This window comes from Collinsella sp. TM10-22, assembly GCF_003466125.1.
Classification (GTDB): Bacteria; Actinomycetota; Coriobacteriia; order Coriobacteriales; family Coriobacteriaceae; genus Collinsella.
Genome location: NZ_QSOC01000003.1, coordinates 1 through 16,868, shown reverse-complemented (window position 1 = coordinate 16,868; position 16,868 = coordinate 1). Strand labels below are relative to the sequence as shown.

The 16,868-nt window shown below is 58.5% G+C and carries 11 protein-coding genes and 2 tRNA genes; 12 read left to right on the top strand and 1 reads right to left on the bottom strand.

Features of this window, described 5'->3' with window-relative positions:
• The first annotated feature begins 73 nt into the window (after positions 1 to 73).
• The gene (locus DXD94_RS03520; RefSeq protein WP_117763247.1) at positions 74 to 3,271 is read left to right on the top strand and encodes a hypothetical protein; all 3,198 of its coding nucleotides are present in this window, start codon (positions 74 to 76) and stop codon (positions 3,269 to 3,271) included.
• Positions 3,272 to 3,292: 21 nt separating this feature from the next.
• A complete protein-coding gene (locus DXD94_RS03515; protein ID WP_117743380.1) occupies positions 3,293 to 3,511 on the top strand; it encodes a hypothetical protein in 219 nt (72 codons plus the stop codon).
• A 66-nt stretch (positions 3,512 to 3,577) separates the two neighbouring features.
• Here DXD94_RS03515 and DXD94_RS03510 read toward each other — a convergent pair whose 3' ends face one another.
• Positions 3,578 to 7,009, bottom strand: coding sequence for a SpaA isopeptide-forming pilin-related protein (locus tag DXD94_RS03510; protein ID WP_117763246.1), 3,432 nt, complete (start codon positions 7,007 to 7,009; stop codon positions 3,578 to 3,580).
• Positions 7,010 to 7,306: 297 nt separating this feature from the next.
• Here DXD94_RS03510 and DXD94_RS03505 point away from each other — a divergent pair.
• The 10 genes from DXD94_RS03505 to DXD94_RS03460 all read left to right on the top strand — a co-directional run bounded on the left by DXD94_RS03505 (position 7,307) and on the right by DXD94_RS03460 (position 16,383).
• Positions 7,307 to 7,381: transfer RNA gene (locus DXD94_RS03505), tRNA-Gly, on the top strand.
• A 555-nt stretch (positions 7,382 to 7,936) separates the two neighbouring features.
• Positions 7,937 to 9,283 (top strand): adenylosuccinate lyase, encoded by a 1,347-nt coding sequence (purB, locus tag DXD94_RS03500; protein WP_055251306.1) that lies wholly within the window; start codon positions 7,937 to 7,939, stop codon positions 9,281 to 9,283.
• Positions 9,284 to 9,411: 128 nt separating this feature from the next.
• Entirely contained in the window at positions 9,412 to 9,675 is a 264-nt protein-coding gene (locus DXD94_RS03495; RefSeq protein ID WP_117629999.1) for a TIGR03905 family TSCPD domain-containing protein, read from the top strand.
• A complete protein-coding gene (locus DXD94_RS03490; RefSeq protein ID WP_117763245.1) occupies positions 9,675 to 10,886 on the top strand; it encodes a twin-arginine translocation signal domain-containing protein in 1,212 nt (403 codons plus the stop codon). Before DXD94_RS03495 ends, DXD94_RS03490 begins: the two co-directional genes overlap by 1 nt.
• A gap of 152 nt (positions 10,887 to 11,038) precedes the next feature.
• Complete coding sequence (locus DXD94_RS03485) at positions 11,039 to 11,761, top strand: response regulator transcription factor (protein WP_117716225.1); 723 nt, start codon at positions 11,039 to 11,041, stop codon at positions 11,759 to 11,761.
• 11 nt (positions 11,762 to 11,772) lie between these two features.
• Positions 11,773 to 13,338, top strand: coding sequence for a cell wall metabolism sensor histidine kinase WalK (locus DXD94_RS03480; RefSeq protein WP_117763244.1), 1,566 nt, complete (start codon positions 11,773 to 11,775; stop codon positions 13,336 to 13,338).
• A gap of 118 nt (positions 13,339 to 13,456) precedes the next feature.
• Positions 13,457 to 14,335, top strand: a complete 879-nt coding sequence (locus tag DXD94_RS03475; RefSeq protein ID WP_117734832.1) for a phosphoribosylaminoimidazolesuccinocarboxamide synthase — start codon at positions 13,457 to 13,459, stop codon at positions 14,333 to 14,335.
• Positions 14,336 to 14,911, top strand: a complete 576-nt coding sequence (locus DXD94_RS03470) for a hypothetical protein (RefSeq protein ID WP_117763243.1) — start codon at positions 14,336 to 14,338, stop codon at positions 14,909 to 14,911.
• Positions 14,912 to 15,001: 90 nt separating this feature from the next.
• The gene (locus DXD94_RS03465) at positions 15,002 to 16,282 is read left to right on the top strand and encodes an aminopeptidase (RefSeq protein WP_117763242.1); all 1,281 of its coding nucleotides are present in this window, start codon (positions 15,002 to 15,004) and stop codon (positions 16,280 to 16,282) included.
• A gap of 28 nt (positions 16,283 to 16,310) precedes the next feature.
• Positions 16,311 to 16,383: transfer RNA gene (locus tag DXD94_RS03460), tRNA-Lys, on the top strand.
• The last annotated feature ends 485 nt before the right edge of the window (positions 16,384 to 16,868 follow it).

Below are 16,868 nucleotides of genomic sequence, written 5' to 3'. Positions count from 1 at the left end.
ATACTTTCGACTATATACGGTTCTAATGTGCATGCATTGGGCCTATTTGTCGGATTATGGATGTGGAGCGCACATGGCGAACACCCAGAACTATATTAACCACCTGCTGCAGAACACCGGCATTACGCCGGCATGCAGTGAAGAAGAGCGCTTGGCTGCCGAGGATATCGCTCAGATCTTCCGCAACCACGGCTTTGATCCCGAGGTTCAGGAGTTCAATGCCCCGGCGCCCAGTAGGTTGGCATTTGCCGTTACCGGTATTCTTGCGTTTGCCGGCGCCCTGCTGATGGGCATCGGCGGCGGTATCGGCTTGGTCGGCACCTTGCTGGCCATTGTCGGTGCCGTGCTCTACGTGCTCGAGCGCACGGGCCACCCCGTGGTTTCGCGCCTGGGCAAGACGGGCGTGAGCCAAAATGTCATCGCCTACCACAAGGCCTCGGGCCCGCTTGCGTCTCCGCGCAACCGCCCGGTGGTCGTTGTCGCACACTACGACTCTCCCCGCGCTGAGCTGCTTGCCCGCGAGCCTTATGCTTCGTATCGTGCGCTCATCGCCAAGTTGTTGCCCGTTGCCACGGTTGCCCCCGCTGCCGTTGCCATCCTGCGTATCCTGCCGCTCCCCGGCGCGCTCAAGGTTCTGCTGTGGATTGTCGCGATCCTCGCTTCCCTCGTTGCACTTGCCAACGCGGCAAACATCATCTCTAACCGCCACATTCTTCCCTATACGTCCGGCGCGGTGTGCAACAAGTCTTCTGTCGCCGCTATGCTCGGCGTTATGGACAACGTTGCTCCCTTCCAGGGCGAAAACGAGTTTCCCGACGATGCTCCGTTCGATACCTATTTTGGGGAGCAAAAGCGTCGTGCCGAGGAAATGGCGCGCGCAGCGGCGGAGTATGCCGCGGCCCAGCAGCAAAACGACTACGGCAACACCATCGAGTATGAAGAGCCCACCTACGCCGAGGACGAGTTCGGTCAGCCGATTGCTCCCGACGCTCAGGCCGAGCCCGAACAGGGTGAGGCTTTCGACGAGCAGATCGAGGGCTTTGAGGGTGCGTCTGCCGACGAGACGCTGATTGGCGCCATTGTGCCCGAGGATCAGAATCAGGCTGTCCAGGCCGAAGAGTTCAATGACGAGGTTCCCGCTGTCGAGCCGGCGGAGGAGCCTGTCGCGCCCGACCCCGAGCCCAAGCTCTATCGCAATGCCGCCGGCAACATCCGTTTTGGTTCGGATGCCATCCGTGCTCTCGGAATGCTTCCCGAGTCCTGCACGCTCGATTACGAGGAGGGCGAGGAGCCGACGTTTGAGTCCGAGCCTGTCCCCGTCGTGACTGCGCCTGCGCCCGTTGCCACCGTGGATGATGAGTCTGCCGCGGTTGCCGCTGCCGTTGCCGAGCCCGAGGCAGTGTCCGCGATCGATCCCGCTGCAGGACTGGACGTTTTGGCTCCCGCCGCGCCGGCGCAAGACGTTGCGGACGAGTCTGACGACGATTACGTTGAACAGCCGAGGCTCGTGTCTTACGAGAGCGATACTGATTTCTCAGCCGAGATTCCCGCGGCAACGCCCCATGCCGATATCGCATCCGCGTTCTCTTCGATTGGCGCCAGCGCTTCCAACTTCTTTAAGAGTGCGCTTGCAAAGGGCAAGAAATTTGTCGACGATTTCGAGGAGAAGCGCGCTGCCGCACGCGAGGCTGCCGAGCAGGAGGCTATCGCTCAGCAGCAGGCAGCCGAGGCGGCACGTGAGCTCGCGGCGCAAGAGTTCGAGCAGAACGAGGCTATGCAGTCCGTGCCCGTCGATGCCGCCGAAGCTACAACGTCCTTTGAGTCCCAGCAGCCGACGTCCGCGGATATTGTTGAGGCGACAACGTCTTTCGAGGCTCAACAGCACGTCGATAGCACCATGTCGTTTGATGCCGCGCAGTTCGATTCCACGATAACGTTTGAAAAGCAAGGCACCGCGATTGCCGAGCCCCTTCCTGTTTCCGATGAGCAGGGCGATGCGGCAGACGATGACGAGCCTATTGATGCTGCCGAAATCCAAGATGCCGCCGAGGACGAGCCCGTCGAGGCCAACTCTGACGAAGAGCAATACGCGACAGCCGAGCAAGATGATTCGACCGAGGTCGAGCAGGAAGAAGTGCCTGCGGTTTCCGAGGCTCCCGAGATAGATGAGTCGAGGCCTTACTCCACGCAGATTTTCACCATGCCGACCCCGAGTGGTTCCGGTGCCACGGTTGCCGATGTTGCTCCCACCCAGGACGAAACGGTCGATTCCCTTATGGCCCAGATTTCCTCCCAGGCATCGCCGCGTCCGCAGATGAATGTTCCTGATCCGGCGTCGGCTCCGTCGCCTGCACCTTCCTCGTCTCCGTTGGCTTCGGTCCCCGATCCGTCGCTGCCGTCGATGAAGCAGGCAAACGTTGCGTCTCGCACGTCGCTGTTCGACCTTCCCGACCCCTCCGCACAGGCCAACGACCCCTTTGCTACCGCTCAGGGTCCCGAACCCACATCGGCACCCGTTGCGCCTCCTATGCCCGTTGCGTCGGGCGCTCAGCCGATCGAGACCATTTCGGCTCCCGCCCCGGCGGCACCCAAGTCTCGCAAGCGCGGCCTGGGCGGCCTGTTCGGTCGTAAAAAGAAAAACGAACAGGACAGCATGAGTGATTGGCTGGGCGTCGAAGACGATTACGATGCCAAGAAGTCCGGTCGCGGCATCGGTTCGTGGGATAATTTCGAGGACGATAACGATGGCTGGAAGGGCGGCGCTACGTCTTCCGACGGCGCTTCTTCTGAAGATATGCTCTCGGCTGTCGCCTCTATGGGCGATGATGAGCTGCTCGGTCACGATATCTGGTTTGTGGCAACGGGCGCCTCGGATTGTGATGGCGCCGGTATGAAGGCCTTCTTGGCTTCGCATCGCGATAAGCTCCGCGGTGTATTCTTCATCAATCTTGAATCCGTCGGCGCCGGTAGGCTTTCGGTGGTGACGATTGAGGGCGAACAGCAGCTGCTCAAGGGCGATCGCCGCATCATGAACCTGGTCAGCAAGGTGTGCAAGTCGTTCCATGTCGATTGTGGCGCGCTCGAGATGCCCTATGCCAAGACCGATGCCTACGCCGCGCTCGAGGCGAGCCGCCGAGCCCTCACCATCGCCGGCGTGGACGGCACGCGCCTGGCTTGCGCTCGTACCGAGGACGACCTGCCCCACAATGTCAACCCGACGAACATTGCCACGGTATCCGAGGTCGTGACCGAGGTTATCCGCCGTTCGTAGACGGAGCTCTAAGGAGTCAACGTGTTTTCGTATATTAAGCGCCATTGGCCTGTCTACGTGATTTTGACCTTGATCGCCATTGCGTTAGGATTTGGGGCTGCCTACATCGTGGGTGCGAAGGGCTCGACCCCCGCCTCCGCAATCAGCGAAGAGGTGGAGCAAGAACAGAGCACGGGTGCCGATGGGATTCCTGAGTCCGAGCAGGCAATCGTTGATGGTGGATCTTCGTCTGCAGGGTAGATACGGCGATTTAAATGATTGAAAGCGGGCGAGCCGGGGGACTGGCGCGCCCGCTTTTTTATCGCGCTAGCGCTTCTTTGGGATCGACCTAAGGCGAGCGAACCATATGGCTGCGGCACCCGAGGTCAGGAGCGCAGTGATGCAAGCGGCGATGGGAACTGATCCTGTTGCCGGTAGGTCCTGCGGTAGGGTACAGCGTTGAATGACGCGGTCCTCGTCATGTGACTCAAGTTTATCGCCGCCGCCGTTGCGGCAAAGATCGACGCGCGCGCTGTTGGTGAGTGCGGTTTGGGGCGTATAAGCCGACGTTGCCTGCATGTGCACGACTGCGCTCCGAGCGTCTGTGCCAAGGATTACTTTGGCATCGTCAAGGTCGTCGTGCTCATCTTTGAGATCATCATGGGTCCAGGAATCTGTATCGCTTCGAGTCGTAAAGTCGGCGGCTACCGCACCGTATTCAATGCGAATGCCCGTTACGATGGTATTGGATGCAAGGTCGAGTTCTTTCGCCTCGAGTGTGGTGGATTCTGTGGTCGAGACATCCGCCTTCCAGAGGTGCCAGCCGTCGTAATCGACGAGGCGGCAGTCCTCACCAAGGCTCTCCTTTACCTCGTCGGACTTAAGCCAAGGATTTTCGTGCCCATCGTCAAGTGTCGCGTTTGCCGTCTCATCGACGTCTGTCGAGTCCAACGGCGTCGTGCGATACCACACGTTGCACAGACCGTTGAGGTCGCCGATGGCGACGGGAGTTTCGATTGAGACGAATCTCGCCGTATCGTCCTCGGCACACTCAAGATCATCGGTAATCGTTAATTCATCAACCCAGGTAGCTGAATCGTTTCGAGCGTCGATGGTATAGGAGAAAAGTCCGTCCGTATTGGTTTGCGTTGCGGCGCGATTTTTACCATCGCCGTTGGCCAGCAGACCCTTCCCGATAGGTTGGACAATCTCCTGACGCTTGTCGACCTGTCCTTTGATCTCGATGGGCGCATCCTTCATCGCGACGGATTGGACTTCTCCCGTATCCTTTATTTCAAACGTTATCTCCTCGGCAAGGTCATAGGTCCGCGGAGACATCATTTCGCGCAACGAGTAGGTGCCGGGTGCAAGATGTTCGACGCGGTGCGGCTTGTCGGATGAGGTCCAGGAGTCTATTTCGGTTTTATCGGGACCATATAAGGTGAGCTGTGCACCTTCCACTTCCTGCTCACCACTTGCATCGACCTTGGAGATATCAACCTTGGTGTAATCGTTGGATACGTTAAGCCGTGCCTCCACAACGGGTGTTTTCTGGTCGGCATAAGTAAGGTCGACAATATGGGATGTCCGATCGAGTAAGAAGCCTGCCGGCGCTTGAGTCTCGACAACCTCGTAGCGCGCGGTACCAGATCCCAGCGGGAGGTCGTCCGCGCGTGCTTCTCCAGCTTCATCCGTCATGACAGTAGCGACAGTCTCACCGTCGAGCGCGGCAATGCTACCGTCGGGGCGCACGATATCACCCGAGGCGCGGATCTCAAAGATGGCGCCCGCGAGGCTGCTGCCGTCTACGGCATCGGTTTTAACGATCCTGATGTTTCCGGTCGCGGCGTGGTCATAATACGAGACGATTGCAACGGGCGTTAGGTTCATGTCGGCGGGTATGTTTACCTCGATCTCTTCGCCGACAAGATAGGGATCTTTGGCCGAGGTTTCGCGTACATAATAGGTGCCCGGCACGAGCGATTCGGGCAGTGTGATGGTCCCGGTCGCGTCAGTCGTAAAGGTGTCCATTACGTTATGTGCTGGATACCAGCAAGTTTGTGAGACAGGTTCGTGATTGCTGTCGAGTAGTTGGAAGGTGAATCCGGCTAGTGGAACAGAAGCGCCTGTTTGGGCATCGCGTTTTACAATTTGGAGATGCGTCGACAGAGCGTGGTTGTCCACGATATATTGAAGCTCGGCGCCGTCGGAAATCTGATTGGCCCCGACGGTCCATTCCCCTGCCCGTTTAAAACCCTCGGGGACGGTTTCCGGAACCTCGCGAACCGTGTAGCCGGCGCGGTCGTATGGGATGGCTCCGTGGACACCGGCGGGTCGCTTGCCTGCGCCAAACCATGCTTCTGACTGATCTTTGGTTGAGGCAAAGCCATAGATGTTTGTGGTCAGTGTGCCAACAACCTGCTGAGAGCTGTTGCTGACAACCTCAAAGACAACACCTCCCGCCGGCTGCTCCAGGCCGGATTGGTCGCTATTGCCGTAGTCCTTGAATTTGGAAATCTCAAGGTCAAACGCAATGGGGATATCGGAAACGCGCGATTCGATCTCGACCACGCCTGAATCACCGAGCTGGTCGGCTCCAACGGTATAGGACCAGCTGTCGTTGGATGGCAGGTAGCCCTCGGGGGCTTTTGATTCGTAGATGGTAAAGGCTCCTAAGGGGACATCGGTGAGGGTGGCTCGACCGCTTTCGTCGGTCGTGAGGATTTGCGCCCATCCGGGGGTTGATTGCGACACACACGTGAACTCTGCTCCTGCGAGTGAAGATCCCACCTGGGGGCCGGCATTCGTCGCGGCATCGAGTTTTACGATACACAGGTTGATGGTGCCGGGCTGTTCATCAATGGTGACCTGTCCACCGTCATTCCCCGTGGTAAAGGCGATGCGATCACGACGGGGGACATAGCCGGCCGGCGCCTTCGTTTCAACTAGGTAGTATGCCGTATTGGGCAGAAGTGCTGCCTGCGCTCGACCGTTGCCGTCCATCTGGATGGTGCCGACACGTGCGTCGCTGGCGCTCTCAAAAACAGCGAATGTTGCCCCGTCAAACTGATAGGTATTATTTCCGCTGGTAATAACGGTGTTCGCAGACTGCTTTTGGAAGGAAACAGAGACCGCCGGCAGTACATAGAGCATGTCTTGACGTTTGCTGCCGCTCGATACGGTTCCAAAATAGCGCCGCGCGCGGTGCGGAGCGGCTTTGATGCTTCCTGATTTTGCGTTGTCGTGGAGCCACCGCGCAGCCGCCACGACTTCATTGTCGGCGGTAAAGTGCCCACTCTTGGTTTTGCCCTGAGCGGTCGTGTAGGAGTAGGTGCCGTCGACATGGGTAGTGCCGTTGAGCATCCATACGGCAAGCTGGGTGGCGGCGCGGGCGCGATCTGGTGAAAGATGATAACCACCAAACGACGTGGCGGTAGGATATCCGTGACAAACGATTGCCGCGAACTCGTCGTCGAGCCACACCCAGCCTTGATCAAAGTTGAGCCATGGGCCGCCCGGCTTGGTGGGCCCGGGGCGTTCCTGGTTCATGCAGTAGGCAATCGAGGCGTCCTGAGCTTCATATTTGCCGATGAAGAAGGGTCCACAATCGTCGCTAATGGTGCGGAAGCCGAGCTGATCGTAGCCATCGACGGCAAATGCGGCTCCCGGTGCCAGGCAGCCGAAAAGCAGGAAGAGGAGCAGGAGCAGCGGACCTGTTGCGATTGCGCTGTGGACAGAGTGCGTGGGTGCGTTGGACATGGCTGCTCCTTATCCCTCGTGCGCCGCACGGGGAGGCTGCGGCGCGTAGGATGAGGCTACAGCCGAGGTTCATGCGGGTAAGTACCGGAGCCTGACCAAAAGCTTGCCCAATTCCTGACAAATTGAGCTCAAATACAACAATAAGAAAAAAGCGCAGGTAGAAGATAGGGAGAACAGGAGGTCAAAGGTCCTCGTCTCCACAATTGATGTGATATTCAAACGAATCTCCACAGCTAAAACAAGCATCGCCACCCTTGTATCGAACAAGACAACCGCGTTATACTAGCCAACACACAAGCGGGCATCGCCAAGTGGTAAGGCATCAGCTTCCCAAGCTGACACTCGCGGGTTCGAGTCCCGTTGCCCGCTCCAGTTAAGAGCACAAGCACGGCACCATCACGGTGCCGTGCTTTTTTCAATAAAGTGCCGGGACTCGAACCCGACAGGGTGCGAGCGTAAAGCAAACGCGAAGCGTTTGTAGCGAGCAGGCGAAGGCGCCGGCAGGCGCCTGAAGCCGGTGCGGATTTGCGAAGCAAATACGCGGACGTCCCGTTGCCCGCTCCCCCGGCAAAGGGAGACGCTGGGACACACGGCTCGACCGGGTCTCCTTCAGCGGTTCCGTGGACCGGAGCATGCCGACCGCAGCCGGTGCGGATTTGCGAAGCAAATACGCGGACGTCCCGTTGCCCGCTCCATCGAGCGTGGGAGACCTCGGGACGGCCAATTCAACAAAGCCTCCCCATCGTCTCCGTGAATCCGAGGAGATCGCCCACAGCCGGTGCGCGTCCGCGACGCGGGCGCGCGGACGTCCCGTTGCCCGCTCCAATTCCAAAATGTTAGGTTCATGCCTACTGTCCATACTTGCACCTGCGCACGGTACAATGGTTGGGTTACGACCAACGTGCCAATAACCAAAAAGGAGCCGCTATGATCGATCGCTATACCCGCCCGGAGATGGGACACATCTTCTCCCTCGAGAATAAGTACGCCATTTGGCAGGAGATCGAGGTTCTGGCCTGTGAGGCCCAGGCGGAGCTCGGCAAGATCGGCATTTCTAAAGACGAAGCCCAGTGGATCCGCGACCACGCCAACTTTGAGAAGGCAAAGGTCGACGAGATCGAGGAAGTCACGCGCCACGACGTTATTGCCTTCCTGACCAACATGAAGGAGTACATCGACGCCGATGTGCCCGAGGGCGACCCCAAGCCCAGCCGCTGGGTTCACTATGGCATGACCAGCTCCGATCTGGGCGATACGGCTCTGTGCTACCAGCTCACCCAGGCCTGTGACCTGATTATCGAGGACGTCAAGAAGCTTGGCGAGATTTGCAAGCGTCGCGCCTTCGAGGAGCGCAACACGCTCTGCGCCGGTCGCACCCATGGCATCCATGCCGAGCCGATGACCTTCGGTATGAAGTTTGGCTCTTGGGCCTGGGAGCTCAAGCGCGATCTGGATCGTCTTGAGGACGCTCGCAAGAACGTTGCCTTCGGTGCCATCTCCGGTGCCGTCGGCACCTACAGCTCCATCGAGCCGTTCGTCGAGGAGTACGTCTGTGAGCACCTGGGCCTGGTCCACGATCCGCTGTCCACGCAGGTCATCAGCCGCGACCATCATGCCTACCTGGCCGGCGTCCTTGCCACCACGGCGGCCACCTGCGAGCGCATTGCTACCGAGGTCCGCAATCTGCAGAAGACCGATACGCTCGAGGCCGAGGAGCCGTTCCGCAAGGGTCAAAAGGGCAGCTCCGCCATGCCACATAAGCGCAACCCGATCACCATGGAGAAGGTCTGTGGCCTGTCGCGCGTCGTGAAGTCCAATGCCCAGGTTGCCTTCGACAATGTCGCCCTGTGGCATGAGCGCGACATTTCGCACTCCTCTGCCGAGCGCGTCGCCCAGGCCGATAGCTTTATCGCACTCGACCACATGTTCCAGTGCCTTATCCGCGTTATCGACGGCCTGCAGCTGTATCCGGCTCGCATGATGGCCAACCTCAACAAGACTCGCGGCCTCATCTTCTCCTCCAAGGTCCTGCTGGCCCTCGTCGATACGGGCATCACCCGCGAGGATGCCTATGCCATCGTGCAGGAAAACGCCATGGCTACCTGGCACGAGGTGCAGGATTGCGTCTCCGGTCCCACCTTTAAGGAGCGTCTCGAGGCCGACCCGCGCTGCACCGTCAGCCAGGAGAAGCTCGACGAGATCTTTGATCCGTGGGACTTCCTCACCCGTATCGACACGGTCTTCGATCGCCTGGAGCAGCTGAGCTTCGAGTAGGTTCGGGCATAACGTTAGCTTTTTAGGGCGCTTTGCTGGTAATGTGTGTTGCCGGCAAAGCGCCTCGTTGCATTTAGGGAAAGACGGGGATAATAGTCGTCTCGAATAACATTCTGAGAGGGGATCGCATGATTTCGTTTGATTACAAGCCTCAGGGCGTGTGTGCTCGCAATATTCACCTTGACCTGTCCGATGACGGCAACAAGGTGGTGGGCGTCGAGTTTACCGGTGGCTGCAACGGCAATCTCAAGGCTATCTCCAAGCTGGTCGAGGGCGCTCCTGCCGATCGCGTCATCGAGGTTCTCGCTGGTAATACCTGCGGTATGAAGAAGACTTCTTGCGCCGATCAGCTCACGCGCGCTATCGAGGCCGCTCGCGCCGAGATCGCCTAATGGGTATCGCCGGCCAGATCAAGAACGGAATATCGCGCCGCGGCTTTGTGCTCGGAGGGGCTGCCGCGGGCGCTGCCACGGTGCTTGCCGGATGCTCAAAGAAAACGGGTACCAGCGACGACGCTGCCGGCGAGCCACAGGTTATCAAAGACGACTCAAAGATTATCTCGATTACGGATGAGTATGAGGCCGTCGATATCGATCTTGAGCCCACGGCTTCATGGACATTGCCCTTGGGCACGCTACTGTACTACTGCGATGGTGACTACGCTGCCGCGATGATGGCGCCTGCTTCTGCCCTGCATGCCAATACGCTTGGTGTGCTCAACCTGGGCGATGGCTCGCTCACGACGCTTATCGAGGATCCCGTCGAAGGTACGGGGTATTCGTTTTACGATGTCCGCGCCGGCGATGGCGTGTTTGCTTGGGTCGAGATGAACTTTGCGAATTCGTCATGGAAGCTCTATGCGCAAAGTATGGCAGGCGCGTCGCTTGTCGGCGATGTGGTTGAGCTCGACCGAGGCGGCAAGGACTACGATCCGCCGATGTTTACGGCGTTCGAATCGTCTGTCATTTGGTACAAGATGCCCTCAACGGGCGGAAATAAGACGAGTAGCGATTCGTATTGCTACCGCCGTTCGCTCGATGAGGCAAAGGCCGAGACCATTTGGAAGTCAACGGGTCGCTTTGCATCTGCCCCGCGCGTGAGTGACGGTATCTTGACCATATCCCCGCGCGTGCGCAATGACGAGGGTGTCTACTACGGCATGACGGCGATTGACCTGACGGACGGCAACAATACCAAAAGGGCTCAGCTGGTCCTTCCCTCCTCGGTGTCTCCCTTTGAGGCCGTATATATGGGTGACACATTTGTGTTCTCCATCGAGGCGACCTATAACGGCGTGGGAAGTCTTGGCAACATGGGCACCTATATTGGCAACGAGAACGGGACCTTCCTATTCCTGTCGCGTGAGCCGCTTGCATGTGCCGCCGGCAGGAAGAACAAATATCTGGTTAAGGTTCAGGCATCGCATTTTCTGATCGATACCTCCGCCAAAACCTATGGCTCGCTGCTGTCGCCCGACCGCGCCCTTGAATATGGCGATTATCCAGCTACGGCGGGTAAATCGAATACGTTTTTGACCTATGCCACGGTACGCAACAGCCAGGGAATCCCCGAGACGGTCACTGCCCGCCTATTCTCTCTTTAGTACCGAGGGGTTAAAAAGGCGCCAACGGGGGAATAAACGCGTTGTAATTGTGAGTACCGCCCGCCGAGCCGCCGCACTGCAGCGGTGCTCGGTGGGCATAGGTGCGTTAAAATGGGCTTGTTCTTAGCTAATTGAGACAGGGGGGCCGTGTTATGGCTTCAGATGCAAAAAAGATTCTGCTGGTCGAGGATGAGAAGGCAATCCGTGACGCTGTCGCTGCCTATCTCGAGCGCGAGGGCTATTGGGTTGTGGGTGTGGGCGACGGCCAGTCTGCTATCGAGGAGTTCGAGAAGCATCAGTTCGACCTGGTCGTGCTCGACCTCATGCTCCCTAAGATTCCCGGTGAGCGCGTTTGCCGCACCATTCGCGACACCTCGGATGTGCCTATTATCATGCTTACCGCCAAGGGCGAGATCGAAGACCGTATTATCGGCCTCGAGCTCGGAGCCGACGACTATCTGATCAAGCCGTTCTCGCCGCGCGAGCTTGTTGCGCGCGTTCGCGCTCTGTTCCGCCGTGCCCATCAGGCCGACGAGCCCGCCGTCGAGGTACTCGACTTCGGCGATCTGGTCATCGATATCTCGGGCCACAAGATTTTGGTCGAGAACAAGGAAGTGGACCTGACCGCTTCCGAGTTTAAGCTGCTCACCACGCTTGCTCGTCATCCCGGTCGTGTCTACAACCGTATGGAGCTGGTTGAGAAGGTTCTCGGCTACGACTTTGAGGGCTATGAGCGCACCATCGACAGCCACGTGAAGAACCTTCGCGCCAAGCTGGGCGACGACCCCAAGAAGCCTAAGTGGCTCTATACCGTCCACGGTGTTGGCTATCGCTTCGAGGCCCCGGCCAAGACCGATAAGTCGGACGAGAAATAGGGAAATCACATATGACACCTGCGCGCTTTGAAATCGGACAAAAGCACAAGCAGGAGAACGAGGCGGGTTCCAAAGCAAGTTGGAACACGCCTCGTTCCGATTCACGGCCAACGATGAGCTATCCCTCGCGTATGGCCCTGGCTTTTGCCCTGACGTCGCTCATGACGGTATTGGTGCTGGTGGGCGTTGTCTCCGTTGTATGGGGCACCGTCTTTTCGGATTACACGCGTTCCAATATCGTTGAGATCGCCAATTCTGCCGCCGAAAAGCTTGCGACCTCGTACGAGGAAAACGGCAATTGGACGGCGGGCGAGCTGCGCACGGTCGCGACATCGAGTTTGGTGTCCGACGATCTGGGCATGCAGGTCGTCAACAAAAAGGGCGTGATCGTTTATGACGACTCATGGCCTTCGGCAAGTGCGACCGCCGATGTGCGCGAGAGCGAATCGGCGTCGAGCAGCTCGAGCGGTAAAAAGGCCTCGCATAGCCCGGTTTCGTCGGCGCCCACCGACTCCGATAGTGTTGCCAACGTCGAAATCATAACGTCTTCCGGCGAGCATGTCGGACAGGTAAAGCTATGGGCCATCGGCTCCGACGCCCTGCTCACCAAGGCAGATTCTGCGTTTAGAGAGAAGACCTTTAACGCCATGGCCCTTGCCGCGGTTGTGGCAGTCTGCATCTCGGTCGTTATCGGATCGCTCATGTCGCGCATGCTCACCAAGCCGATTCATCGTATTACCAGCACGGCCAAGCAAATTCGCGATGGCGATCTATCCGCTCGCACGGGCTTGCGCGGCGATGACGAAATCGATCAGCTGGGTGAGACCTTTGACGAGATGGCCACCTCGCTCGAGAAGGATATGAAGCACGAAAAGCGCCTGACCTCGGATGTCGCGCACGAGCTTCGCACACCGCTTATGGCCATGCTTGCAACGGTCGAGGCCATGCAGGACGGCGTGTATCCCACCGATGATGAGCATTTGGAAACCGTTGCTTCCGAGACGCGTCGACTTGCCCGTCTGGTGCAGCAGATGCTCGACCTGTCGCGCATGGAAAACAGCACGGCGCCGCTCAACCTTGAGCAGATGGACATGGTCCCCTTCGTGCGCTCCATCGTCAACGCTCAGGAGCGCCTGTTTGTCGACCGCGATCTGCGCTTGCGCTTTGCAGACGAGACCCAAGGTCACGATGATGTCGTCGAGGCCGACCCCGATATGATCACGCAATGCGTCATCAACCTCATGAGCAACGCCATGCGCTACACCCCCGAGGGCGGTTGGGTCGTGGTGTCGGTGCTCAGTGACCGCAAGCATGTCAGTATTGCCGTTTCGGATACCGGTATCGGCATTGCCAAGGACGATCTGTCGCGCATCTTTGGCCGTTTTTGGCGCGCCGATGCCAGCCGCGCCCGCGAAGCTGGCGGCCTGGGCGTTGGCCTCGCCGTGACCAAGCAGATCGTCGAGCGTCACCATGGCTACATATCCGTGGAGTCGGAGCTTGGAAAGGGTACGACTTTTACAATTCATCTGCCCCGCGAGCACACGGCGGACGCGGCATCTACTACAATGGAGCACTAGCTTTTCGCTATTCGGTGAAGGAGGGGCCGCGTCCCTGCCGCTCCGAGTTTGCGAAAACGTGTGGGAAAGAACCCGCATTTCTGTCGTATTTAGGTAAGGAGTGACTCACGTGACAACGATGGAGCGTCGTCCGGATTCCCGTGGCAAGGTTCGTGATATCTACGATGCCGGTGAAAACCTGCTGATGGTCGCCACCGACCGCATTTCTGCGTTCGACTTCATTCTTCCCGACGAGATTCCGTTTAAGGGAGAGGTGCTCAATCGCATCTCGGCGTTCTGGTTCGACAAGTTTGCCGATATCGTCCCCAACCATCTCGTCTCCATCGACCCGGCGGATTTCCCCGAGGAGTTTGCTGAGTATCGTGACTACCTCGCTGGCCGCGCCATGCTGGTTAAGAAGGCCCAGACGATTCCTATCGAGTGCATCGTCCGCGGCTATCTGACCGGTTCGGGCAAGAAGACCTACGACGAGAACGGCACCGTCTGCGGCATCCAGCTGCCTGAGGGCCTGATCGAGGCTTCCAAGCTTCCCGAGCCGCTGTTCACGCCGTCCACGAAGGCCGAGATCGGTGACCACGACGAGAACATCTCGTTCGAGCGTTGCTGCGAGATCGTGGGCGAGGACATCGCCACGCAGATTCGTGACCTGTCTCTCAAGATCTACAAGGCCGCTGCTGAGTACGCCGCGACCCGTGGCATCATCATTGCCGACACTAAGTTTGAGTTTGGTGTCATAGATGGCAAGGTCACGCTGATCGACGAGTGCCTCACGCCCGACTCCAGCCGTTTCTGGCCTGCTGCCAGCTACGAGGAGGGCAAGATCCAGCCTAGCTACGACAAGCAATTCGTCCGCAATTGGCTCAAAGCCAACTGGGATATGACGGGGGAGACTCCGCACCTGCCCGCCGAGGTCATCGATGGCACGTCCGAGCGCTATCGCGAGGCCTTCCAGATCATCACGGGCTCCCAGTTCACAAGCATGAAGGAGAACGCATAAGTGAGTACCCGTAGCGCCACGAACAAGCGCACGCAATCCCACGAGGTTACCGGGGTTGCGCGCAAGTCCGCCGCATCTGCTAAACCCGCCCGCCAGGCAGCGAGCTCCGTTCGCGTCGTGCCGGCTTCGTCTAAAGCTCGCCGCAAAGAGCTCGAGAAGGGTGAAAACCTGGAAGGCCTTTCCAAGGAGGAGAAGCGCGCCCGCAAGGCCAAACAGCGTGCTCGCGAGGATCGTATCTACACGGTGTCGAATATTCTCCTCAAGCAGGACGAGGACTACACCAAGCGCCGTCGTATCTGGTGGGCCGTGCTCGCCATCGGCATGGTACTCGTCGTGGCAATTGGGGCTTCGCTCTACTTCGCTCCCGGCGGCACGGTGTCCAGTCCCGTCCAGATGGTCGGCATCATTTTGTCCTATGTCATCATTCTGGGTGATTTTATCTACGACTTCGTTCGTATTCGTCCCCTGCGCAACATGTACCGCACGCAGGCCGAGGGCATGTCCGAGAACAAGCTCGACGCCCTTATCGAGCGCGCGGCTGCCGAGGAGGACAAAAAGGACTCCAAGAAGAAATAGCGTTTGCATTCATACTTATCGCTAAGATATAAGGCGCGTCGTTTTTGCGGCGCGCCTTTTTTACTGTTCTATAGATAGATGGAGTGGCACATGATTCGAGCTGCCCTGACGGTTGAAGAGGCTCTGGAGGGCATGAAGGCCCTGGAGCCCAAGATTAAAAACTACGCTCGCCTGGTCGTCCGCAAGGGCGTAAACGTCAAGCCCGGCCAGGAAGTCGTCGTTCAGTCTCCGGTCGAGTGCGCGCCGTTTGCGCGCGTGGTGGTCGCGGAGGCCTATGCTGCCGGCGCCGGCCACGTGACGGTCATTTGGGCCGATGATGCCGTGACGAGGCTCACGTACGAGCATGTCGATAAAAGCTATTTCGAGCAGACGCCCGAGTGGAAGCGCCTGCAGCTGGATTCCCTGGCCCAGGACGGTGCCTGCTTTATCTTTATTGAGGGTGCGGATCCTGCAGCCCTCAAGGGCATCGATCCAGCCAAGCCGGCCGCGGCATCCAAGGCGAGGAATACGCAGTGCAAAGTTTTCCGCCGTGGACTGGATTACAACATCAATCCGTGGTGCATCGCCGGCGCTCCGGTCGTGGCTTGGGCGCGCGAGGTGTTCCCGGGAGACGCCGATGAGGTTGCAATCTATAAGCTGTGGAATGCGATTCTGCACACCGCTCGCGCCGATGGCCAGGACCCGGAGAGCGACTGGGAGCTTCATGACGCGGCGTTCGAAAAGAACTTGCGCTTCCTGAACGACAATCGTTTTGACCGGCTGCATTACACCGCGGCAAATGGAACCGATCTGACGATTGGCATGACGAAGGGTCACGAGTGGGCCGGCGGCAAGGGTAAGACGCCCGATGGACATCCCTTCTTCCCCAACATCCCCACCGAGGAGGTCTTCACTTCGCCCGATCGCATGCGTGCCGACGGTATCGTGTACTCGGCCATGCCGCTCATCCACCACGGTAACAAGGTCGACGATTTTTGGATTAAGTTCGAGGGCGGCCGTGTGGTGGACTACGACGCCCGCGTGGGCAAGGCGACGCTTGCGAGCATCATCGATACCGATGAGGGCGCTGCTCATCTGGGAGAGGTCGCGCTCATTTCCAAGAACACGCCGATCCGCGAAAGTGGCGTTCTGTTCTACGATACGCTCTATGACGAGAACGCCAGCTGCCACCTTGCGCTGGGTGTCGGCTTCCCCGAGTGCATCGAGGGCGGGTATGACATGTCCAAGGAGGAGCTCCTGGAGCATGGCGTTAACGTCTCGAGCACGCATGTTGACTTTATGATCGGCACGGACGACATCGATATTACGGGCATTACGCCTGATGGACGTGAAGTTGTGATTTTCCAGAACGGCCAATGGAGTTGGGAATAGACCCAGACCGTGGTACAATGCCACCCGCGGGCCGTTAGCTCAGCTGGCAGAGCAGGGGACTTTTAATCCCAAGGTCCAGGGTTCGAACCCCTGACGGCCCACCCAAAGATTGTTGAGACGGTCAACTTCGGTTGGCCGTCTTTTTTGTCGCCCTTCCATGGGTTCGAACCCGTCGGGGCGCGGAGCTGAGTAAACGCGAGAGCGTTTGCCAGCGCAGCGCGCAAGGCGCGAAAGCGCCGCAGCGGCCGCCTGCGAAGCAGGCTGAACCCCTGACGGCCCGCCATAGAACAGAAAGCGATTGACTCCGGTTGGTCGCTTTTTGTTGCCGAGCCACGGGTTCGAACCCGAACTTCTCTATATATAAGAACGCTTGGCGAACAAAACCTGCCTTTTACCGACGGGAAACAAATAGCTGATGCTTTTGGAGTAAAGTGGCGCTCCAGAGATGACCGACGCCTTAACACCTATAAACCAGCTGGTCATCGCCAATATCAGAAGCTCTTGCTTCGAATACGGCCTCAGTGAAGCAACTAAGGGTTCTATTCATTTGTGAACAAAATATGGAGTGCGTGATTCCCGGCCCCGG

What these genes read in the sequence shown, in the direction of transcription:
- DXD94_RS03520 (WP_117763247.1), top strand. Translation starts at nt 74, where the DNA reads ATGGCGAACACCCAGAACTATATTAACCACCTGCTGCAGAACACCGGC.
- DXD94_RS03510 (WP_117763246.1), bottom strand. Translation starts at nt 7,009, where the DNA reads ATGTCCAACGCACCCACGCACTCTGTCCACAGCGCAATCGCAACAGGT.
- purB (WP_055251306.1), top strand. Translation starts at nt 7,937, where the DNA reads ATGATCGATCGCTATACCCGCCCGGAGATGGGACACATCTTCTCCCTC.
- DXD94_RS03495 (WP_117629999.1), top strand. Translation starts at nt 9,412, where the DNA reads ATGATTTCGTTTGATTACAAGCCTCAGGGCGTGTGTGCTCGCAATATT.
- DXD94_RS03490 (WP_117763245.1), top strand. Translation starts at nt 9,675, where the DNA reads ATGGGTATCGCCGGCCAGATCAAGAACGGAATATCGCGCCGCGGCTTT.
- DXD94_RS03485 (WP_117716225.1), top strand. Translation starts at nt 11,039, where the DNA reads ATGGCTTCAGATGCAAAAAAGATTCTGCTGGTCGAGGATGAGAAGGCA.
- DXD94_RS03480 (WP_117763244.1), top strand. Translation starts at nt 11,773, where the DNA reads ATGACACCTGCGCGCTTTGAAATCGGACAAAAGCACAAGCAGGAGAAC.
- DXD94_RS03475 (WP_117734832.1), top strand. Translation starts at nt 13,457, where the DNA reads ATGGAGCGTCGTCCGGATTCCCGTGGCAAGGTTCGTGATATCTACGAT.
- DXD94_RS03465 (WP_117763242.1), top strand. Translation starts at nt 15,002, where the DNA reads ATGATTCGAGCTGCCCTGACGGTTGAAGAGGCTCTGGAGGGCATGAAG.